Source organism: Leuconostoc carnosum, assembly GCF_007954525.1.
Taxonomy (GTDB): Bacteria; Bacillota; Bacilli; order Lactobacillales; family Lactobacillaceae; genus Leuconostoc; species Leuconostoc carnosum.
Window position 1 is genome coordinate 630,592 of the sequence record NZ_CP042374.1, and the last position, 22,707, is coordinate 653,298.

Annotated in this window: 20 protein-coding genes and 3 tRNA genes; 5 read left to right on the plus strand and 18 right to left on the minus strand. The window is 36.6% G+C overall.

The window, feature by feature from the left end:
- The first annotated feature begins 160 nt into the window (after positions 1 to 160).
- From FGL89_RS03010 to FGL89_RS03020, 3 genes are all read left to right on the plus strand, one after another.
- Positions 161 to 1,120: a Dyp-type peroxidase gene (locus tag FGL89_RS03010; RefSeq protein ID WP_147000411.1), complete on the plus strand. Its 960-nt coding sequence runs from the start codon at positions 161 to 163 to the stop codon at positions 1,118 to 1,120.
- Positions 1,121 to 1,218: 98 nt separating this feature from the next.
- Complete coding sequence (locus tag FGL89_RS03015) at positions 1,219 to 1,971, plus strand: NUDIX hydrolase (RefSeq protein WP_147000414.1); 753 nt, start codon at positions 1,219 to 1,221, stop codon at positions 1,969 to 1,971.
- A 67-nt stretch (positions 1,972 to 2,038) separates the two neighbouring features.
- The gene (locus tag FGL89_RS03020; RefSeq protein ID WP_014973870.1) at positions 2,039 to 3,202 is read left to right on the plus strand and encodes an MFS transporter; all 1,164 of its coding nucleotides are present in this window, start codon (positions 2,039 to 2,041) and stop codon (positions 3,200 to 3,202) included.
- Positions 3,203 to 3,256: 54 nt separating this feature from the next.
- Here FGL89_RS03020 and FGL89_RS03025 read toward each other — a convergent pair whose 3' ends face one another.
- Positions 3,257 to 5,332 carry a DNA topoisomerase gene (locus FGL89_RS03025; RefSeq protein WP_147000416.1) on the minus strand — a complete coding sequence of 692 codons (2,076 nt, stop codon included), beginning with the start codon at positions 5,330 to 5,332 and terminating at the stop codon, positions 3,257 to 3,259.
- Positions 5,333 to 5,676: 344 nt separating this feature from the next.
- Here FGL89_RS03025 and FGL89_RS03030 point away from each other — a divergent pair, with 344 nt between their 5' ends.
- Complete coding sequence (locus tag FGL89_RS03030; RefSeq protein ID WP_147000418.1) at positions 5,677 to 6,177, plus strand: NUDIX domain-containing protein; 501 nt, start codon at positions 5,677 to 5,679, stop codon at positions 6,175 to 6,177.
- Positions 6,178 to 6,590: 413 nt separating this feature from the next.
- On the opposite strand, the gene FGL89_RS03035 is transcribed toward FGL89_RS03030, so the two are convergent.
- The 10 genes from FGL89_RS03035 to FGL89_RS03075 form a co-directional block, all read right to left on the minus strand.
- Positions 6,591 to 7,142: an ECF transporter S component gene (locus tag FGL89_RS03035; RefSeq protein WP_147000420.1), complete on the minus strand. Its 552-nt coding sequence runs from the start codon at positions 7,140 to 7,142 to the stop codon at positions 6,591 to 6,593.
- On the minus strand, positions 7,139 to 8,134 hold the full coding sequence (locus FGL89_RS03040; protein WP_014973866.1) for a nucleoside hydrolase: 996 nt from the start codon (positions 8,132 to 8,134) through the stop codon (positions 7,139 to 7,141). Before FGL89_RS03040 ends, FGL89_RS03035 begins: the two co-directional genes overlap by 4 nt.
- A gap of 159 nt (positions 8,135 to 8,293) precedes the next feature.
- Positions 8,294 to 8,689, minus strand: coding sequence for a DUF3021 family protein (locus FGL89_RS03045; protein ID WP_014973865.1), 396 nt, complete (start codon positions 8,687 to 8,689; stop codon positions 8,294 to 8,296).
- Positions 8,676 to 9,143, minus strand: coding sequence for a LytTR family DNA-binding domain-containing protein (locus tag FGL89_RS03050; RefSeq protein ID WP_014973864.1), 468 nt, complete (start codon positions 9,141 to 9,143; stop codon positions 8,676 to 8,678). The genes FGL89_RS03045 and FGL89_RS03050 overlap by 14 nt, the downstream gene beginning before the upstream one ends.
- Positions 9,121 to 9,849 (minus strand): membrane protein, encoded by a 729-nt coding sequence (locus FGL89_RS03055; protein ID WP_014973863.1) that lies wholly within the window; start codon positions 9,847 to 9,849, stop codon positions 9,121 to 9,123. Before FGL89_RS03055 ends, FGL89_RS03050 begins: the two co-directional genes overlap by 23 nt.
- Positions 9,846 to 10,646 (minus strand): ATP-binding cassette domain-containing protein, encoded by an 801-nt coding sequence (locus FGL89_RS03060; protein ID WP_014973862.1) that lies wholly within the window; start codon positions 10,644 to 10,646, stop codon positions 9,846 to 9,848. Before FGL89_RS03060 ends, FGL89_RS03055 begins: the two co-directional genes overlap by 4 nt.
- Before the next feature lie 136 nt (positions 10,647 to 10,782).
- Positions 10,783 to 11,010: a hypothetical protein gene (locus FGL89_RS08730; RefSeq protein WP_223822754.1), complete on the minus strand. Its 228-nt coding sequence runs from the start codon at positions 11,008 to 11,010 to the stop codon at positions 10,783 to 10,785.
- A gap of 17 nt (positions 11,011 to 11,027) precedes the next feature.
- On the minus strand, positions 11,028 to 12,023 hold the full coding sequence (locus FGL89_RS03065; RefSeq protein WP_223822753.1) for a nucleotidyl transferase family protein: 996 nt from the start codon (positions 12,021 to 12,023) through the stop codon (positions 11,028 to 11,030).
- Positions 12,020 to 14,233: an ABC transporter permease gene (locus FGL89_RS03070; RefSeq protein WP_014973861.1), complete on the minus strand. Its 2,214-nt coding sequence runs from the start codon at positions 14,231 to 14,233 to the stop codon at positions 12,020 to 12,022. The genes FGL89_RS03065 and FGL89_RS03070 overlap by 4 nt, the downstream gene beginning before the upstream one ends.
- A gap of 1 nt (position 14,234) precedes the next feature.
- On the minus strand, positions 14,235 to 14,990 hold the full coding sequence (locus tag FGL89_RS03075) for an ABC transporter ATP-binding protein (protein WP_014973860.1): 756 nt from the start codon (positions 14,988 to 14,990) through the stop codon (positions 14,235 to 14,237).
- An 81-nt stretch (positions 14,991 to 15,071) separates the two neighbouring features.
- Between FGL89_RS03075 and FGL89_RS03080 the strand changes: the two genes are divergently transcribed.
- The gene (locus tag FGL89_RS03080) at positions 15,072 to 15,374 is read left to right on the plus strand and encodes a winged helix-turn-helix transcriptional regulator (protein ID WP_014973859.1); all 303 of its coding nucleotides are present in this window, start codon (positions 15,072 to 15,074) and stop codon (positions 15,372 to 15,374) included.
- 174 nt (positions 15,375 to 15,548) lie between these two features.
- Here the strand turns inward: FGL89_RS03080 and FGL89_RS03085 are convergent, their stop codons facing one another.
- The 7 genes from FGL89_RS03085 to lysS form a co-directional block, all read right to left on the minus strand.
- Positions 15,549 to 17,486 (minus strand): DNA/RNA helicase domain-containing protein, encoded by a 1,938-nt coding sequence (locus FGL89_RS03085; protein WP_014973858.1) that lies wholly within the window; start codon positions 17,484 to 17,486, stop codon positions 15,549 to 15,551.
- A gap of 60 nt (positions 17,487 to 17,546) precedes the next feature.
- Positions 17,547 to 18,932, minus strand: coding sequence for a DUF2130 domain-containing protein (locus FGL89_RS03090; RefSeq protein ID WP_014973857.1), 1,386 nt, complete (start codon positions 18,930 to 18,932; stop codon positions 17,547 to 17,549).
- Between the two features lie 189 nt (positions 18,933 to 19,121).
- Positions 19,122 to 20,444, minus strand: a complete 1,323-nt coding sequence (locus tag FGL89_RS03095) for an APC family permease (RefSeq protein WP_014973856.1) — start codon at positions 20,442 to 20,444, stop codon at positions 19,122 to 19,124.
- Between the two features lie 234 nt (positions 20,445 to 20,678).
- Positions 20,679 to 20,751, minus strand: a tRNA-Thr gene (locus tag FGL89_RS03100).
- Between the two features lie 31 nt (positions 20,752 to 20,782).
- Positions 20,783 to 20,855, minus strand: a tRNA-Asn gene (locus FGL89_RS03105).
- Between the two features lie 106 nt (positions 20,856 to 20,961).
- Positions 20,962 to 21,034: transfer RNA gene (locus tag FGL89_RS03110), tRNA-Asn, on the minus strand.
- A gap of 68 nt (positions 21,035 to 21,102) precedes the next feature.
- A complete protein-coding gene (gene lysS, locus FGL89_RS03115) occupies positions 21,103 to 22,584 on the minus strand; it encodes a lysine--tRNA ligase (RefSeq protein ID WP_014973855.1) in 1,482 nt (493 codons plus the stop codon).
- Positions 22,585 to 22,707: the final 123 nt, after the last annotated feature.

Sequence of the window (22,707 nt, forward strand, 5' to 3'; positions counted from 1 at the left end):
AAAACAGTTTTATTATTTAAACTGTCTCTTTTTAAGGGAGTGTACCAAATTATTAGTGACGGTTTTTTTGTTGTGCTTGTATTTAAATTAGAATCATTCTTGATAAAGAAGTCATTCTGGTGTACTATGAAAGAAGGATAACAGTTATGGAGGACACAAAATGACAATTGATTCAGCAAAAGCACAAGACGTTTGGCGTGATATTGGCGAACATGTACAATTCACTGTTTTAAAGTTAAACAGAACCAATCAATTAGCCGAACAAAAAGCGATTCAGGCGTTTGCTGATCGCTCACAGGCTATCATTAGATCGTTGAAAATTCGTGATTCACATTTAGCAACTGAATCCGGATTAAAAGTTGCCTTTGGTTTTAGTAATGCAGCATGGGATTATCTATTTCCCAACGCAGCTAAACCAAATGAATTAGAAACTTACAAAACATTAAATGGTCCCAAATACAGCATGCCGGCGACTGAGGGTGACCTCTTTTTCCATATTCGTGCCAGTAACGAAGCTGTTGTTTATGAAGCACAAACACAATTTAGGCGTTTTTTGAAAGATTTTACCACCGTAGTCGACGAAACAAAAGGCTTTCGCTATTTTGAAGGTCGTGCCATTATTGGCTTTATAGATGGTACGGAAGCCCCAGCAGTTGAAGATGCGGCACAGTATGCACTTGTCGGGGATGAAGATAAATCGTTCATCAATGGGTCTTACGCTTTTGCGCAAAAATGGTTACATAATATGGATTTTTGGCAACATTTAAAAACTGAGGCACAAGAAAAAGCAATTGGACGAGAAAAATTTACTGATCTTGAACTAGAAGATAAAGACAAATTTAAAAACGCCCATAATGTTGCTTCAAAATTTGAAAAGAATGGAGAGGAACAAAAAATCATTCGGATGAATGTGCCTTTTTCAGAGCCTGCTTCAGATAAAACTGGTACCTACTTTATGGGCTATTCCCGCTACTGGTCGGTTACCAAAGGCATGCTTGAAAACATGTTAGCACAATCAGATTTCTTGTTGAGCTTTTCAGATATCTTATCCGGCCAACTCTTTTTTATTCCTTCTCGAGATACCCTCGCTGCGATTGCTGATGGTGAATTAAACAACTAAGGGTCAAATAATCAAAAGCTTATGCACTGTACTAATCATGCCTAAGCTTTTTTTAGCTATAAACTAGGATATAATAAGTTCAGGAGGTATATTACAAGATGTCAGAAATTATTTCACGCCCCATTGTAACCGTCACTAATGTGATTTGGAGTTACGATTTTACATCCGAAAAAGTTGTGTTATTACTGACTAAAAAAGCAGATGAACCCTTCAAAAACTTTTGGAGCTTACCAGAAACCTTTCTACGTGCTACTGAGGATGCTGATACCGCTGCTTTACGATTAATCTCAGACAAAATTGGTATTCAACTCGACAATTATCATACTGAACAGTTAGCTACTTTTTCATCAGTCAATCGGACATCAACTGACAGACAACTTGCGCTTGCATATATGACTTTTCTACCCAATCTACCTACTTTGACCGCCGGTGTTGGTGCCACAGATGTGGCTTGGGTACCAATGAATAGTACGGACACCATTTTTACTTTAAATCATCCTGATTTTGTTGTCACATTACCTGACATGCCATCAGATTTGTTCTATCAGGAACGCACCACAGGTAATCGACAACCACAATTGGCTTTTGACCATGAACTAGTCATACGAACAGCCATAACACGTGTCCGTAATAAACTAGACTATGCACCCTCAATTTTACGTATTCTAGGGCCTACTTTCACACTCAAAAATGCACGTAAAATTTATGCTAATTTTCTCGGTGTTTCGGAATTAACGATTGATAATTCAAATTTCCGAAAAACACATGATCATCTCTTTTCAGAAACTGGGCATGTTACCGTCGTTGGTAAGGGACGGCCAGCGAAATTATATGAATTAAAGTATATTTGACTTTTAATTAATAGCATGTTATTCTTAACTCCAATAAAGGTATTATATACTTAAAAGGAGTTTTTTTATGTTCTCATCTTTTGCTCGAAAAACATTGCTCATCATTGGCACAGCCTGGCTATTTGACGCCTTGGACGTCGCCTTACTCTCTTTTATCATGCCACTTGTGCAATCTGAATGGCATTTGGCAGCGACACAAACTGGATTTTTATCTGCCATTAGTGCGGTTGGTATGGCTATTGGTGCGGTTGGTTTCGGTAAAGCTGCTGATAAATTTGGTCGTAAGAACGCCTTAACTGCTAGTTTATTATTATTTTCTCTCGGTAATCTAGCTTTGGCTTTTTCACCAAACTATACTTGGTTCTTAGTCATTCGTTTTTTCGTTGGCTTAGGTCTAGGTGGTGAATTACCTGTGGCAGCGACCTTTCTCGCTGATCACTTTAAAGGTACGTTGCAATCTCGTTTGCTCATTTTAGCTGATAGTTTCTGGGCTGTTGGTTGGTTAATTGCATCCTTGTTAGCTTTTTTGTTTGCTGACAGTCTTGGCTGGCGTGGCTTGCTTATTCTGACAGCATTACCAGTTGGTTTTGCCTTGGTCATACGTAGTAAATTGACTGATGCCCACCCTATAGCTGCTTACACTCCAACGCTTGTCCAAAGTCTTAAATCTACTTTCAATTATCAAACCGCGCTATTGTGGTTAACTTGGTTAATGGTGATGTTTAGTTATTACGGTATGTTTATGTGGCTACCAACTATTTTAGCCACGCGTGGTAATACTTTAGTGACTGGATTCGGTTATACAGTCATCATCACGCTTGCGCAATTACCAGGGTATTTTTTGGCAGCCTGGTTGATGGGTAAAATACGTGTACGTTGGGTATTTATCGCTTACATGTTAGGTACTGGTATCAGCGCGTTTGCATTCGGACAAGCACATAACACATTTACAACGCTACTATTTGGTAGTTTACTCTCATTCTTTAATCTTGGTGCATATGGCACTATTATTGCCTTAACACCCGGCCAATATTTACCTGAACATCGTGGTACAATGACTGGTTTCGCACAAGGTATTGGCCGATTAGGTGCAATCATTGGCCCGTTATTAGTTGGTTTTCTGTTAGATCGGCATATCACAGTGGATTACATTTTTATAATATTTATGATTGCCTTATTTATTGGGGCATTCTCGGCCCTGTTTTTACCTGATCGACGACAGGAAAACTAAAAAGCATGTCAGTGTGAGAGATATCACACTGACATGCTTTTTATGTTGATTTAATTAAGATTTCGGATTAAGTTTAAACCCATAAAATGTGCTACCTTTAAATGTTTGTTTGGCTAGTTTACCAGTCGCCGTGTAGATTTTTCCACGTTTAGACTTTGCTTGAAAACTAATTTCGGCACCGTTTAACATTTTGGTTAGTTCATCATCAGTAAAAACATGCCCACTCCATTCTTTAGCAAAAGTAATTTCTTCGCCTTTGAATATACCAGTCATTTTTTCTGTTACTTTTTTCTTTGGCACTTGTTTTGGCTTACCAAGCAGGGTTTCCAGTTGCTCTGCATTGGCTAACATAATTGGCATATCATGTTCAACCACTTTCGTCACTGAATCCAATACTTGTGCCATCGTCATTTCAAATCGACCAACTTGGGTCATCATCTCAAATAAACGTTTTGTAATTTTAGGCGAGGCAATCCAGGTATCTTTCACCATGATAGCAGACACCTGCCCAGTTTCTGTCAATCCCAATTTACCACGCTTTTCAGTTAACATGGCTTTAGTCCCACGAGACATCTCAGATAATGTAGACACGCGCGTTGCACCCGTACCAACATTATGTTTTTCCAAAAATGCCATAATCCATTTAGTTGTTGGTGTTTGTGGCTTTGGATTCGCTCCTTCATGCAAATACGGCTTCGCCTGCGGTCCTAATTGTGCAGCAGTTGAATTTTCTTCTTCAGTATCTTCAATTTTAATAGCTTTTTGTGAATCATACACTAACTTAAAATTCATCTTAAGTGGTCGATTAAATGCCGTTTTAAATTCAGGATAATCTTTTAAATTAGCCGTCACATGATCATACACATAATCTTCTGCTAACATGGCTAAATAGTTTTTCGCCAAAACTTCATAAATTGCTGGTCCACTAGCACCAAATTTCACTAAAGATTGTGTTGTTTGTGGTAAATTTTCACCAGGTCGGTTGGCCCCGTGTGCACCTTGCGATTTGACATGTGTTGCACGTGGGGAACGGTGTGTTAGCAGTGTTTTGTCGACACCGACAATGTCCGCAATCTGGTCAATCAACGGCAGTAGTTCATTAAATTGCTCCGGGGTCACCGTCTTGTCTTCTGTACGTGGATAGGAAACAATTTGTGCTTCATACATTTTTTGATAAGTACTCAACACTTCCTTTGAAGAAAAGCCACGAGGTGCTAATATCGAAGCCAACCCCGCCAAATCTAACAACTTTCCTGGCGCTTGCGTCCGTGTTTGATGTTTTTCATTGATAACTTCGCTGTCGTGATACTGATTGAGATCAATTTTGGCTTGTTCTTTCGTCGTAAAACGCCACGGTATAACATCCCCTTGTGGTGTTACTCTGCCAAAAACATGTGCCGCTGGATCTTTAAATTTCACTTCAAAATATGGTGCTTTGACATAATTTTTAATCGCCTCAAGTTGTTGATAAATACGCCAAACAATGACGGACTTCAACCGACCTTCACGCGCTACGACCTTGAACCCCTGTTTCTTAGCCGCAGTAGTAGCAATTCGAGTCAACTGCATTGAAGCAAAATCCCACCGGTTGCGGCTTTCACCCTTGACATACTCACCATCAGCTAGTTTATCTGAAACATCCCGTAGTTGATACATGGCCTTTTGAATGCCAGAAGCTGACTCGTCCATAAAGTTTGCACGCAAAACTTGACCATGCCAACTAATTGCATCCAAGGCTTCCCAGGCAAGTAACTCACCCTCTCCAGAAGGGTCTGTGTCAGTTGCAATCACAATCGCATCGTATCCTAATTTTGATTCTTTTTTTAGGTCATCAATTATTTTTTTTGTAGATTCAATTTTACCCGTACGCATATGACGTTGACGAATATACGTCCGTGCCCAAGAAAAATCAGACAAGTTCCATGGTAAATGCTTCACTAACCAAGACTTGTATTGCTTTTTCAAATCTTCAGCAACCATTTCCTCGGGATCTTTTAGAGTCATCACATGACCACGCAAGTTGGTTATTTTGTAAGTAAAGTCGTTAAATGAACCAGTCTTACCGCCAAGTGCTTTGGTAAAATTAGCTGCCGCGGATGGCTTTTCAGTTAAAATGAGATAGTTTGGCATAAGTTATTTTAATTATCTTTCTGACAGTCTTATCTTTCATTTTAACAGATTATCAATCATTCAGGAATGAGTAGTGATGCGGCTATACTATTAATCCTACTGAATTCACCGGGATTATAATATATTAACAAAATCAATGACAATAAAAATTCCCTATTCTAGAAAATTATAATAATAAGAGATTCTCACGTGCATCTGAGATAAAAGTCGTGTATGATAAGAATATGATTTTTAATTTTGTGTGTTTTAGCACAAAGTTTATTATTTGAGTTAGCAGTAACTCAGAATTAATACGCGATGAGAGATTAAATATACAATTCATAAAGTGTCGGTATGGGGGTAAAATGGTAGTTAGAAAAAATTATATTGCGCGTATGCGTGAAAAAGTTGGTCACGAGGGGATGATTTTTGTATCAGCCTATGGTGTCTTATGGAATGAAAAGCATGACGCAATCTTACTTGAAAAACGTTGGGACTCCGATGTCGGTTGGTGTTTTCCAGGGGGTTACTTGGAATATGGTGATTCACCAATGCAAGCAGTTGTTAGAGAGTTTAAAGAAGAAACTGGTTTAGATGTTGAAGTGGTCCGCATGTTGGGGCTATCCACAAACTTGACAGCAAAAAATTCATGGGGCGATGCACAGGAAACTATTGGTGTCGGTTTTGAAGTCAGACAACTTGGTGGCATACTAAAAAAGGACGGGACAGAAACCATAGATTTACAATTTGTGAACGTTTCACCTGAACCTAAAATGTTCGTACCAGAGGCTCAAAAAACCTTACATCGCGTACTAACAGACAATGAAGTGAGTGATCGGCCCTGGCTTCGCGAGCATGAAAAATAAATTATTCAACCAGAGAAAACATAGCATTTTTAGAACTTCAATAATGGCGATAATCACAAACTATATAAAATAAGGATAAACCATAATATGTCATACTCTATGCTGCTAATAATGATCATTGCCTTCGCTAGTAGTAAAACTTATAAAAATTCAAAATTTGCACTGATGATTAAACCGTTTCGTGGCTATGTTGTCACTTTAGTTGGTTCCCTACTTTTAGTTTATTCAATATTCCATACACCGGGTACTTTCATATTTTGCGTTATAGCTTTTATATTAATTTTAATGGGAATTATCTATACCGTGGCAGACCATAAATCAAAAAAGATTGTTAAATAAAAAGATGGCATGTCCTTAAAATGTTGGTTAACATTCCAAGGACACGCCATCTTAATTTTTAAAAATAAATAATATTATGTTAATTTAATTCGTGACATCAATGTCTGGTAAACAATGGCAACCACATACACACCAATCACTCGATCTAAGTAATCCGTACCCACTTGTACCAAGAAAACTGACAGTGCTTGGTTCAAACCAAAACCATGTAAGACCTGAACAATCATACTTGATCCAGATGATGTGATACCATGAAACAAAAGTACTGTGATAATGGTACTTACAATTGTAGCTGGTATAGAAATAATCAGCGCGACCCACCAAATATTTTTAAAATTCGTTGGTCGCATTTTTTTATAAACAAATCCAGATACTAATGCTGTCGCTATTTGACTAGGCATATAGTAAATGGAAAAAAGGTCCCCCGTCGTCCCATTAATTAATGCCGTTAGAATACCAGTAAATAGGCCACCAATGGGTCCGAAGAAGGCACTTCCAAGCAAGGTACCAATTGTATCTAAGTAAATTGGCAAATGTGCATATAAGGCAAGATGCCCACCAACAATGTTAATAACAATAAATAATGCAATTAACGCAATTTTTTGTGCTGAGAAATGTTTTGTCATGATAATCGCTCCAAGTTTGTCGCAATATTATCTAACTCATTTTCAATGTCAGCAACATTGCTAGCCAATAGACCACTAATAATATGTGCCATTGCAGATTTAGCATCCACAGCCTGCAAAATCGTTGCATTAGGTTGCTTTTTCCAAAAATCCGCACGATCTACAATGCTTTGACCAAGAGCAATTCCGTCCGTCACTACAGTCACATATTTATTAACAGAACGTACAAGTTCAGGATGCAATGCGTAGATAATCACTAACGGATCATTGATGACTGCGCCTAAAACATGTTCCTGTTGCCAATGAAAATCAAAATAAAATGGCATAATTTGGGCAACAAATTTAGCCTTTTCTGCATCCAAATATTGCATCATCTGCAACATATTTGGCGTGAATTCGAGTTTGCGTGTAACATCTAGTGGGACTAGTTCAATGTTCAATGGACTATTTTGAAACACGTAATCAGCTGCGTCAGGATCAACCCAAAAATTATACTCTGCCACAGGGGATGTATTGCCATTAGTCTGATCAGCACCACCCATCACAATTAAACGTGATACCTGTTGCCAGATATCTGGTTGCTGCTGAAGTGCTATGGCCACATTAGTCAGTGGTCCAAGTGCTAAAAACCAAACATCTTCATTTTCAGACAATAGCTTCGCATAACCTGCTTGTGCATCGCGTTGGCTCGGTTTCACGTCAGTCACTCGTTCAAGTTGACTTTGGCCCAAACCATCTTCACCATGTGTGTCTTGTGCACTCACATATTCATGCTTTAATGGTACTTCTGCACCCGCAAAAACCGGGATATCCAATCGATTGGCTTCTCGTAATACTTTTAATGCATTTTGAACACCAATTATTGTGGGTACATTCCCTTCAACAATACTAATGCCAATCACATCAAGTTTTGGTGACCGTAAAGCCACAAGTAATGCCAGACTATCATCAATGCCTGGGTCAGCATCGATGATCACTTTTTGTTTTCGCATTATCTCTCCTACCTTTCAAGGTTACTTGGTTTTTTATCCTGGGCAGTTTACGAACCAGTCCAATAAATGAGTTATTGATTTTGATAAATGCGTATTAAGTATAACAAATCTTTTGCGAGAATACTGCTTAAATAATTATTTTATACGATATATTTGAAGTTATTTTTTGCGATTCCTTTCGGTTAATACTTGATTAATACGGCGCGCATTATCTCGTCCCTGTTTTCTAAAATAGATAAAAATAATGACATAGGTAATCAGAAATGTTGGTAGATTAACAATTGCAATAATAACATTTCCAAAAGTCAGCCAAATAAAAATACAATAAGTTAGCATTTCTAAAAGAAAATGACTCACAAGTTGCGTAATAAACGTGATTTTATCATACTCAAATATGAGAGATAATAGGCCCATAATGGCACTCATCATCATCAACAAGATAAACTGCGTCATTGATGGTGTATCGTGGTTTAACGTAAACGATAGTAGTGAAATAAATGATCCAACACCAATACCTACTAGTAGATATACCAAAACTGCTTTAAAATGTTTCATCTTCTGCTCTCCCTTCTAATCTGTTTAAAATACCTTTGATGAACCGTCTAGACACTGTAACCCGTGTGTCATTTGTCAAAAAGGCATAGTAATTTCCAGAGAATGCCGCTTCCATCTTTGACAAATATGACAAATTCATGGCTGCCGATTTAGAAATTTGAACAAAATTAAACTTTTGATTTTCTGCTAAAAACTTTTTTAGTGTCTTTCTGGTCGTTAACTTCTGGTTATTTTTGAGAGTAAATGTCAAATCATTGCCAAAACTCTCCATTAGCATGATATTTCCCTTGTCGACCACCCTGATATTATCGGCTGTTTTGATCGCAAGTTGCCGAGAAAATGTATTTTTAGCTTTGAGGTACTGAGCAATATCTGCCAGTTCTTCAATATTGCGACCTGCGATGACAACTTTAACTTCTTCTAGTTCATCATCAATATTGATGTTTATTTCCATTTTTATTACCCACAACCACTTTCATAATCACACCAAGAATACCTAATAAAATAAGTAGATATAGACCTATTTTACCAGATATATAATCCGTGTCATTGAGATGCTTTGTATAATCAGTTATAAATAGTTTAATTGGCAAGTAATTACCTAATTTACCCACATTCATATTGCCCATAATACCCGAAATAATCATGATGGCAAAATAGCTAATCATAGAAATCCCATAAACCTGTGAAAACTTCTTCAAAATCATTGTTAATAAAAATATAATCATGAAATAGACTGCCGTACTTAAAATCTGAAAAATAGCCATCTGCACCATAATTGATGGGCTAGGTAATGGCAAATTAAAATGAGATAGAAAAATCCATGAGTAAATGATGCTTGATAACAAAACAAATCCTGTTAGGGCAATAAATTTATGTAGCGCTTGCGATACACGTGAATAACCAAAAAGTTCAGCGCGTAACGTAAAGCCATGTTCCACTTCTTGCGAAAATAGTGAACTGAACCCGACAAATACCATTGACAGCGGTATTGTAGAAAAAAAGCTGAGATAAAGCTGATTTAATGCTTGTGGTACATTGTCATAGCTACTCCCAAAAACTAACGCCATCATTGGTGCAAATGCAAATCCAAAGAATAACGTTATCATATTGCCTAATAAATTTTGAAATTCAAAGACTAATTTTCTTTTTTGAATCATGCGCGTTGTCCCTTCATAACTTCCGTATAAACTAATTCAATATCACCTTGTGTCCGCCTAAAATCATCCCCATCGTCAATAAGTTGTCTTGCGACTGAATACTCTTCTTCAGGCTGCTGTACCTTAATATTTTTGTCGACGTTGTTGCCAACAATAAATGCTGAATAGCCGACATATTGCTTAAATAGATTTTTAGGTGCATCAAAGGCAATTACTTGTCCATTATCGATAATTAAGAGCTTATCAGCTAGCTGTTCGATTTCTTTGGCATAGTGTGTCACCATGATAACGGTTGTTTGATGTTCTTTAAAATATACTTTCAATTGCTTGATGAGTGCCTGTCGGCTTTCAAAATCAAGACCAGTTGTCATTTCATCCAAAAACAGTAATTCTGGTTCTTGATAAAGTACCATGATTAGGCTCATACGTTGCTTTTGCCCGCCAGATATATTTTTAAAATGGTGAGATAATTGTGACCTGAAATTAAAAAAATCAATTAATTCAACTAACTTCTTATCTTTCTTGATGCTTGTGTTCAATAATCCTTCCATAATTTTCTGATTTGTCATAGTATCAATATAATATTGCTCCTGCATCAATATGCCGACATCATCAGTATTAAGTGTGACTTGCCCCTTAAAAGGAACTAATCCTAAACAACTATTCACTAACGTCGATTTCCCTGATCCTGATTGTCCCATCACACCAATAATTTCACCCTTATTAATGGTTAAATTCGGCACTGTCAAAGCAAGCTTTTTCCCGTATGATACATTTAATCCTTTAATTTCTAACATTGTAATCTCCCTTCTCATATTGGCTTTATTTTAGCAATTTAGGGGATCAAAAAAACCGCTTTTGTGATAAGCGGTTAAGGTGAGTGTATAACATGTGAAAATATTATGCGAGTTACCAAGAAAAATGATACTTGATTCAGTCATCAGCAACCTCCAAACGATTATTAACTAACTGTACTGTTTTGCCAAATAATTGTTCATTTTGACCTTCTCTCAAATGATCCAACAAATTCAGCATTTCTGTTATCTTGGGCGTTGTCATGCCCTTCTCCCCTTTTCGTATGGCAGTGCCAGATATATTATCTCGCCATAATTTCACAAATGGCTTAATCCGAGTTTCGTCATAGATATCATGTAACAACATACCACCTTCATCCGTTCCTAATAGTCATGTAACTGAATGTGAGAATGGCGTTTTTTGATAGCTTTAATAATGGCGTAAAATCCATCTGTTCGATAAAGATTAGGTTCAAATAATATCTCTACCTTATTCTCTAGCCCAGCTTCTTTTATTGCAGCTTTTAACATGAATACACGATTTTCTGCCTCGTAAAAAACTTGACCGGTTGGAAAAAAATTAACAAGCGGATCAGCTGTCGCAGATTTTTCATAGTAACGTTTACCAGCACGTTGATCAACAATCTTAATCATTCCCTTATCTAAAAGATACTGGTGCATCTTAGGAATAACTGTTGGATGAATATAAACTTTGTCTAACTGTCGCTTGTCAATAAAATCCTTTAAAATTGCAATATGTGACTTGTGTACGGGATTAAACGTCCCTAGATATAAACCAATCCCACCTTTAGACGGAAGTAATCCCCAAATATCTGTTATCAAACTAATGAGTACCCCAATGACACCCAGCAGTAGCCCCATAATAACGAAAAATACCTGTACATTCTTGTATCCTAATGCAGCCAATGCACTGATAATCACATTCAAGCTTAAAGCAAAAAAGATATTAGCAAATCGATTACCTTTATCATGATTACTTAGCGTAATTGCCAGATATTGTAAGCCCTGTGATGCTAAAGAAGTTAAACAAACAGCCCCAATTAAACCACCAACCATTTTGAGATTATTGGGATCGATAACATTGCCTTTAACTAGCAGACCTAGAACTAGAAGATTGTAAAGGCTCTGCCATACCAATTTTGTTAACTTACTGAGGAACATCGAACCAGTTAACCTAAAGCCTTTTTGTTCTAAATAAGTACTGATAAGCGTGAAAATGGGTAGAAATACCGCTGTAAAGGCACTAACGCCAATCAAATAAAAATTCGCATATTTTCCAGTTGGGACAGCATACGCCAAGTACATGATTAGTCCCATACTCAGTGCAATTTTTAAAAAAATACTATTGAATAATTTCATAAAAAGTACCCAATTTTAATTTTTGTGATACGACGGCTTGCAGATATAACAATTAGGCTACTTTCCACAACAAGTAGTAAAATAATGGCAATATCATATGATAACGGCAACTGAACAGTAAATTGTGTTAATCCACCTAAATCAACAAGACCATTCAATAAAAATGACCCGATAAATCTATCAAGAATCAGGCTCAATCCAATACCCAGAGCAAGTGCAAATCCTGCTCTAAATAAATACTGCACTTTCAGCTGGACGTTGGTAAACCCTAACATTTTTTTCAAGGCTAACTGCCGTTTTTCCGTTTCAATCGTCAAGTAGCTTACGAGATAAACAAACAAACCAGAAATAACGAGTGTCAAAATTGAAATAATACTAGCTAACAATTTGACTGCAGTTTGGATTGTTGTGATTAAACTTTTTGAACTTGCGCTTGTATCTGTCAGTTGGACCTTATCTCGGTGAAACCCGGTCAATAGCTTATCTTTTTGATCTGTACTTTTCAGGTTAATATAAGTATTGTTCATTGGTAAATCTAAATCAACCAAACTGTACGCTTCTTTCCCTAGATTATTAATGGTCTGATAAGTCCCCACAATTGTCATCTCAGTGTTATCAGATAATTGTGTTTTAATATGAACTTTTTGTCCAACTTTAAGTTTTAATGTCTTTATGAGGTTACTTGATAGCAACAACTCTTGCTGGTTTTTGGGCGTGTGCCCTGATAATACCTTCATTTCATATGGTATTGTACTGTACCGGTGTACAGGTATCACTTCATCTTTTAGGACAATCTTAGTTTCTTGAATATAACCACTTGATTTAATTGATGTCAGAGTATTGATTTGTTGCAACGCTTCACCTCGTATTGTGTGATCTGGCGTGCGCATGACAACATCAACCTTTGGTAATCCAAAAAGGCTGTCAACATGACCTTTAAAGCCTTGATTTAGGGTTGCAATCATTAAACTCAAAAATACAAAAAGTCCTATCACAAGCGTAAAAGTCATATAATGTCCAATTTTTTGAACATAATCTTTAAACGCAATCCCTATTTGAAGAGGTAGCGAATTTTTAGTCAAATCAAAATTAAATTTACCTTGCTTGGATTTACTTTGCCCATCTTGAAAAGCTGATGCTGGCGAAATATTACCAGTCTCTTTAAGTGATAATAAGATAATTATCATGGAGAGACCTAACATCAGCAAAGTGATAGCAAGCACTACAACAATATTAAGTGGTATATGTTTAACACTTGTAAAGCCATTTAAGTGCCAGAAAAATATAAATGCTACATTACTTGTCCAGAAACTCGCCAATATAGCAACAAATAGCCCAGCCATATTACTTAATAAAAAAGCAGACACATAAGCCAACTTGACTTGACGACCACTCATACCTAACGTTTTGAATGTCGCAATTTTTTTACGATCCTTGGCTATGCCAGAAACAAGTGCAAAGCGTATCACAAACTGACAAATTCCAAACAAAAAAATGGCAGCTAAAATAATAACCAAAGCCACAATAGTAGGCAACATCGTGTAGGCTTTCTGAATGTAAGCTTTATCATAAATCAAATCTGCTTTTAGTCGATTATGATAATCTGATAGCAGATTATCTGCATTTTTAGGTTTTTTTACTAGGTCAACAAAGGCCATCTGAGTCATTTGGCTACCTTTTTGGGCTACCAAGGTATTGAAAGTCGTTTGTGATACAATGCCCTGCTTATACTTAAAAAGCGGGCTACCAAGTAGCTGATCTTCATAAAAACCTTTCACAATCAAGTTTTTATTCCCAATATGAATCGTATCACCACGTTTAAAATTACCAGTTGATTCTAGGTATGACGCAAGTATAACCTCATGGTCTGACGGTGCCTGTACATTGACACGCGTGGTATCATCTGAGAGCAGTAAAGCAATATTTTGCTTATCTTTGCCTTCAACTTGCGTGATAATATTAGGTACAGATGAAACATTTTTTACATTCTTAAGACCTTTTAAATCAGCTGCCACATCTTGTTGCGTATCTTGTTTGACAAGGATATCAGGTAACTTATGAGTGCGGTATGCTGTTTGATACTGCGAAACATTTGCTTGATAAGCTGTTAAGACTGTAATCATCGTTAAACTTGATAAAAGGGTTAGAATAGCAATTGTCACCATAAAGGCTTTTTGTCCTAAAATTAATGACTTGACAATTTTTTGCATTTTACCACCCCATCTCTAGTAGCCAAGCTTCAACTTCTGATCGCCTAGCTTTGAGTTGGCTAGCGTCATAAGGTGTAAAAATACGGTCACCATAAATCTGCCCATCTTTTATGAATAAAATTCTATCAGCACGAAGTGCTGCCTTTAGATCATGCGTGACCATGACAATTGTTTGCCCGTTTTGATTATTTAAAGTGAGATTATCTAGTACTTCTATACCAGAAGTTGAGTCCAAGGCCCCTGTTGGTTCATCTGCAAAAAGAATTTTCGGTTGATTAATCAGACTTCTAGCAATCGCCACACGTTGCTTTTGTCCACCCGATAAATGATTAATTGCTTGATTAGCATGGTCTCCTAATCCCAATCCAGTAAGCAAATCTTTGGCACGTTGTATCACTTGCTTTTTAGATTTTGATTTCAATAGGAATCCTGGCAGACACACATTTTCTAACACGCTCAAATGTTCAATCAGGTTAAATGATTGAAAAATAAAACCAATTTCTTTGCGTCTAAATCTTGATAAAGCTTTATCAGAAAGTTTGGTTAAATCTTGTGCTTCAAAAACCACTTGCCCACTTGTCGGCTGATCCATAGTTGATATGTTTTGTAATAGCGTTGACTTGCCCGCACCTGAAGGTCCCATAATCACGGTGAAAGTCGATTCAAAAATTTCTAAATCAATCCCCTCTAAAATTTGGTTATTGTTGTCATATCGCTTAGATAAGTTTTTAACTTGAATAATACTTTTCTCTGTCATTGGTTTATGCCCCTTCTTATGATATATTAACTATAATAAACAGAAGTGATATTATTCACAATAAGGGAAAAAAAGTATACTATGCCAACTACCTGTCCAGTTCAAGACACAATTGATGTCGTTAAAGGAAAATTTACCATTGAAATTCTAGAAGCAATCCATAACGGTTATAATCATTACGGCATGATGAAAAACCATATCCCTACTATTAATCCTAGAATCCTTGCTACAAGGATAAAGGCACTTGAATCAAACGGCATTATTACACGGGAACATTTACCCACTATTCCGCCACAAATTGCCTATCATTTTACAGATAAAGGATTAAAACTATTACAGCTCGTACCTGAAATTAAGGCTTGGTATGGTGATTATCATGAGTGATGAATTGCTGTTTTGAGTCAATATAAGCACATAAAAAAGCCAAACTCGTTTGGCTTTTTATAATTAAAATAATTTCAAAAGATGTAATAGTGGTAATTGACCGAATAACCACATTGATATCAATAATACTGTGATTATAAACTTAAAAATAATTCTTTTATGAATTCTTGGTCTTTATTTATTCAAAGACTGTAATTTTTGACGTAGTTCGTTATTTACAGCATATATATAAGTACCATGAACACCTCGTGTTAATAGAATATTGACTACGTTTTTTAAAAATGCCTTGTTTTCAATTGTATTATAGTTTCCATTTTCTTTTCGAATTTTAAGATGATCATATGAAAAATCTGCATTAATGTCTAGAGAATTTGATTTTTCGTTCCATATAATGGAGGGTCCCAAAATCACACCAACATAGTTTAAATCAATTCCTTGCACAGTGAAATCACTCCCAACTTCACCAATACTTTCATTAATTTCTTGCCAAGGTATTTGCTTTTTCTGAGCCTCTTGCACTTCAGATAATTCTAAGTTCCATGGCATTACTTCAGTACCAAAGTTTACCGTCCAATATTTTCCATCTTTCGGTCTTGATTTTTGCGAGTACTGCCAATCATATGTTGCTACTATTCTACTTAAGCCATCGTCTTGGTTTTTAATTTTAATTGCTTCTTTAAATGCTTTAGCCTCATCAAAAAATTTAATGTCATATGCTTCATCATCAGGAATAGTAACTAGTGAATTTTTTTCAAAATGTGCTAAGTCTTTAATCCATTTTTGTGTTTCTTGATTAGCTTGTATACGCCACTGATCATCTAAGTAGACTGTTTTGGTATCCAGTCCATTAAGTAAGTTAAACAAATCCACATTATTCTCTACCTTACTTCGCGCTGATATAACTTGTTTTGGATCATAGACTACGACTAATGTTCTAGCTAACTCATGCAAAGCGATCAAGTCGGGTTTCCACTGATTTTTATTAACTCGACCATAGTTACCACTCCACAAGAGATGGGCTTCATCTACAAGGAGAACATCAACCATTTTCCCTTCATTAATAAATCTTGGTACGTCCATAACAACATCACTACCCATATTGAGCTTTTTTGCAATTTGCTCATAGGTTCGCCGTTGCTGTTCATGACGTACTAATAAAACCGTTTTTGATGTATGTTGTGTCTTCAAATCATCATTTAAAACCGGGTATGGATTACGCCAAATATCATAAAAAAGTTGAGACATTAGAACCGTTTTACCTGAACCGGCTAATCCTTGAATCTTGATAACTTTATTATTTGCGCCATTCACAAGTGTTTCTGCAATGACAAGTCCTATTTCGTTTTTTGCTTGCTCCTGTTGTCGACTTAAAGACTTAAATGGACTATTAGCAAACAGTGCTGAATTACGTATATCACGAATACTTGAAACAACCTTTTGTTTATATAAACGTTCCCATATTTCAGGAAATATTCCTGTTCTATAGGCTTCGCGACCATAGAAGTCAATCGATAGTCCATTATTACGACCATTGTATATTTTTTCAAACTTTTTATCACCCAACAAGTAATTCATAAACATTTGCTCAAGTTCAAGTGTTGCAGATTTATTAAATTTTGTATGTCCAATGATGTAAAGTTTTTCTTTTTCCCCATCAGAATCACTTTTAATAGCATTTAACTTATCATCAGATGATCTTAGATGCTCCATTGTTCTACGTACAATAGAACTTGCTTCACCGACATAGACTAATTGCTTAGTCTGTCCCGAGTATTGATTCAACTTTTGTCCAACTCCTAAATAAAGTGTTGGATAATTGGACAAAATAGTATTTCTCTCGTTTTTTTCAAATTTAATGATACCATCGCTAGAGTAGTCAATGGCAGTCATTATTAAATTATTACTTTCTAAAAAATCAAATACTGAGAGAATTTCATGAGCATTTAATTCCAACAAATTAAAATATTCAGCTAATAACTCATTGGGTATTGCCCGCTTATTTTTTTCCCAATTTTGAACGGCTTGCCTAGTAACGTTCAAAACTTGCGCGACATTTTCTTGAGTAAGTCCTTTATTTTCACGTTTCTCTTTAATTAATTCATATATTTTCATAGCTTAATTATCTCAAAACACAATAACGTAAAAAGCAACATTATGTTGCTTTTTATGTTATTACCCTACACCCTCAAACTTCGCCTTCATCGTCGGATTGCCACGTGTTAGCTTCTTAACACTCACATCATCCAACTTATTATTAGCTAAACGTAATTGATTCTCATACGTTGTTAATGACCGTTTAACAGCTTCCATGCGTGCAATCGATTTATCAATCTCGTCAATAGCATTTTTGAAATTCTTTGATGCGCTCTGGTAGTTTTTACCAAAAGCGTTCTTAAAATTGGTTAGATCACTTTCAAAATGTGTGATATCAATATTTTGCTCGCGAACTTGTTCCAATTCTTGCTTATATTCAACAGTATTCAGTGCAGCGTTACGCAACACGCCGATAAATTGAATGAAGAATTGCGGACGAATAACATACATTTTTTCATAGTCATTAACTTGGACAATGCCTGTATTATATAAGTCGCTATCAGCTTCAAGCATTGAAACAAGGACCGCGTACTCAGTCTTTTTCTCACGGCGGTCTTTATCTAATTCTTTGAAAAAGTCGGTATTCTTATGTTTTGCTGCTGTCGTGTCAGCCTCATTCTTCATATCAAACATAATACTGATAAATTCCATATCTTCTTGATAATCACGGAAAATAAAGTCGCCCTTTGAGTTCGTTTCTGATAATGTATTATCTTTTTCAAAATAGGCATTAGGAAAGGCATATGGACGGATTTTATTGAATTCAGTCATGGCATATTGTTCCAAACTTTCACCAATTTCTTTAGTTGATTGGCGTGCCTTAAAATCCTTATAAAATTCTACCTGTTCGTTTGCTGTTTTTAATTGGGCTTCATATTGACTTTGGATATTAGCGAGCTGTAACTGCTTTTCTTGATCTTTTAATTGCAATTGAGACGTTAGCTCTGACAATTTCTGATCACGTTCCGCTAATTCACCTTGTGTTGCAGCATCTTTTTTCAATAACTGCGTTTCCAACTCAGATTGGTTCTGTTGTTTAATTGATGCAATCTTGGTTTCAAGTGCCACAATTTCCGATTCTTTTTGAGTAATGGTAGCTTGTAAATCTAAGTCTTTTTGGACCAATTGTGATTTAAGCTCAACTTCATTTTGTTGGGCAATGCTTTTAAGCTGTGTTTCTAATTCAACAATCCGTGTGGCTTTATCATTAATATTTTCTTGAAACTGCTGTTTTTGCTGCTGTAATTGGTTCGCTAATTCTGCCTTGGTTTGTTTATCTTGCTGTGATTCCCAATCTTCCTTAGCTTGTGCTAACTTTTCATCGAGAATCTCAGCTATTTTTCCATTAATCACGCTGGTGTCGATGTTCTGTTCATCAGTTAAATCAACAACATCCCCTAATTGGGCTGTTTGATCCAAGACAAGTTCTGTCTGTGATGCAATATGGAATTTAATTTTTGACATGCTTAGTCAATCCCCCATCTTTTTTAAAAGTACATAATTATTCTTATTATAACAAAGTTTGTTTTAACCAATTAAATTTTATGATATCAATGGCATAAAGTATCTGTATCGTTTTGTGTGAATAAAAGTATTAGATAATTATATAGAAATAAAAAACGACTGATCACAAAACAGTCGTTTTTTGGTCATTTATTTTTGACGTTTTTGCATGATGAAGTACAATGGTAATCCTGCAAGTGTCGCAGCGACACCAGTCAATGCTAATTGCCATTCTGTCATAAGTGTCATCACAATAATGAATAAACCACCTAAAATCGCAATAATAGGCACGATCGGATACAGAGGTACACGGTAAGGTCGTTTAAGATCAGGCTCTGTGTGGCGTAGCTTAATGACCGCGACAAAAACCAAAGTGTAGAACAACCAAATAACGAAAACTAGCATGTCCGTCAGCATATCAAAGCCACCCATAAACATTAAGCCAATCGCTAAGACAAGTTGGAAAGTGCCAGCAACATAGGGCACTTGGAAACGGTTCAACTTCACTAACTGGTTTGAGAATGGCAAGTTATTTTCCAAAGCCATGGCATATGGTAGGCGCATACCAGTCATTGTATAACCATTCAAGGTGCCATAAATAGAAATTAAGATACCAATTGTAATCAACTTCCCACCGAAGCCACCAAAAATTTGTTGTGCAGCATCCATCGCAGTATTGGCATTCCCTTGAATCGCATTAAAAGGTAAAGCATGTAAAAAAGCATAATTAACAAGCAAATAAATTGACATGATACCCAGTAATCCACCAGCAATTGCGCGAGGCAGGTCGCGGGTTGGATTTTTCATTTCACCAGCAATATTACCGACATGAATCCAACCATCATAGGCATACATGGTTGCCAATAATCCAGCACCCATAGCCGAAGCCCAACCACCAACCGCATGACCTGGAACCACTGGAAAAATGCTCACATCAACACCACCTGGCTGTAATAGCCCAAAAATAATAATCAATGACAATGGAATCAGCTTGAAAAATAACGTAATGGCTTGGAATTGACCAGCGATTTTTGAACCCAACATATTAATAGCTGCAACTGACACCAGTGCGGCAATTCCGGAAGGAATAATAGCCACATATCCCCAGTGAAAGAGATTAGCTACCTGCGTTCCAAAGATAATGCCTTTAGCTGCTAAACTAGCCGGGAAATAAATAATAATTTGTGCCCAACCTAATACATAACTCGCTAATTTACCGTAGGCGCGTTCGATATATACCAACATACCGCCTGTTTGTGGTAATGCCGCAGCCAATTCAGCACCTGTCAAACCTGCAGCCAAACTAATCAAGCCACCCACTAACCACACAAATAATGACATGCTCGTTGAACCTGTCGCATTAGCGACACTTGAGGCTTTATAGAACACGCCTGCACCAATGACTGTTCCCACAACAGTTGAAATAGCCGGAATTAACGTCATGGTGCGATTAAGATTTTGATTCGTCCCCATGTTTACCTCTTTAACTAAATTTAATGATACCTTTCTATATTAACAGGTTATTAGACAACAAACATACCATTTTTCAATTTCTTAAAAAGCATCATTCTTGAATTAATAATTACTGTCCTCCTGCTAACAATTATCCTGACATTTACCGTGCAATTTAAAAAATAAGATAATTGATCAAAATAAAAATGCTAGTCAATTATTTGTTGACTAGCATTTTTATTATTTTTAGTTTAGTGCCGACGAGAGGAATCGAACCTCCGACCCCAGGTTTACGATACCCGTGCTCTACCAACTGAGCTACATCGGCAAGATGATAACTATAATGAGTTATCTGATAACTCCGACTGTCGGGCTCGAACCGACGACAACCTGATTAACAGTCAGGTGCTCTACCAACTGAGCTAAGTCGGAATAATTGCTTAACACAACTATTTAATTATGCCAGTTTCATTCTTATTTGTCAACACTTTTCAAGTCACAAAAAAAGCAAATCTAATAAGATTTGCTTCTCATAAAACTCCGACTGTCGGGCTCGAACCGACGACAACCTGATTAACAGTCAGGTGCTCTACCAACTGAGCTAAGTCGGAATAATTGCTTAACACAACTTAATTATTATATCTAATAATTGGTCATCATGTCAAGCTTTTTTATTAATTTAACGCATTGTCGGGAACAACAAAACATCACGAATTGTATCAGAGTCTGTCAAGAGCATAATCAAGCGGTCAATACCAATCCCCAAACCACCTGTAGGCGGCATACCATATTCCAATGCCTCAATGAAGTCTTCATCAATATTTTCGGCTTCATCATTACCGTTTTCACGTTCAGCCACTTGTGCTTCAAATCGTGCACGTTGGTCAATTGGATCATTTAATTCAGTAAAGGCGTTACCATATTCAGCACCTAAAATAAATAATTCAAAACGATCAGTAAAACGTGGGTCATCAGCGTTTTTCTTAGCCAAAGGTGAAACTTCGACTGGGTGACCATAGACAAAAGTAGGTTGAATCAAGGTATCTTCAACAAACTCTTCAAAGAAAGCATTAATGATGTGACCAACACCCCAGTACTTCTCGTACTTTACGTGTTTGTCATCAGCTAACTTTTGCGCTTCCGCAACAGTCATTTCTTTCCAGAAATCAACACCAGTCTGTTCCTTAATCAAATCAACGAGGTGTTTGCGTGCAAACTTTACACCAAGGTCAATTTCTGTTCCTTGATAAGTGATTTTCAAGTCATCTGACACAACAGCTGCAGCTGCTTTGAAGATGCCCTCAGTTTCATTCATCACGTCTGTAAAGTCCATATAAGCAGCGTATGACTCCATTGTTGTGAACTCTGGATTGTGCTTTGGATCCATACCTTCGTTACGGAAAATACGTCCGATTTCATAAACACGTTCAAAACCACCAACAACTAGACGCTTCAAATATAATTCAGTAGCAATACGCATATACATATCAATGTTCAAAGCGTTGTGGTGTGTAATGAAGGGGCGTGCAGCAGCACCTCCTGCTTCAGTTTGCAAAATGGGTGTTTCAACTTCCATAAAATCTTGTGAATCCATGTAGGCACGAATAGCTGAAATAATTTTTGAACGCAATTGGAATTTTTTAAATGAATCTTCATTAGCAATTAAATCCAAATAGCGTTTACGATAACGCGTTTCAACGTCAGCAATACCATGAAACTTATCCGGCATTGGACGTAAAGCTTTGGTCAAATGAGTCAACTTTGTTACCAAAATTGTCAATTCACCGGCTTCTGTCTTCATAACAATGCCTTGAATGCCAAGAAAATCACCTAAATCTGCGCGCTTAATAATAGGATAATTTTCACCTAAATCATCACGCTTAGCATAGACTTGAATTTTACCAGAAACATCACGAAAATCAGCAAAAATAATTTTACCAGCACCACGTTTAGCAACCATACGACCTGCAATAATCACTTCATGTTGTGCAGATTCGAGTTCTTCGAGTGTGTTGTTATCATATAAATCATGCAAATCTTGTGCCTTGGCAGTACGTTCAAAACGCTTACCAAACGGATCCAAATGTAAATCATCAACAATTGTTGCTAGTTTTTGGCGACGTGCTAACATTTGATCATTGAGGGCTTTTTCTTCTACCATATGTTTAAAGTGTTCCGGTGCGCATTCTTCCTAAAAATTAATTAGTTTTAAGCGTCCACGAACACGTTTCCTCCATTTTATTCCAGTATATACTGACCGATTTTAAAAGTTTTCACTAATATT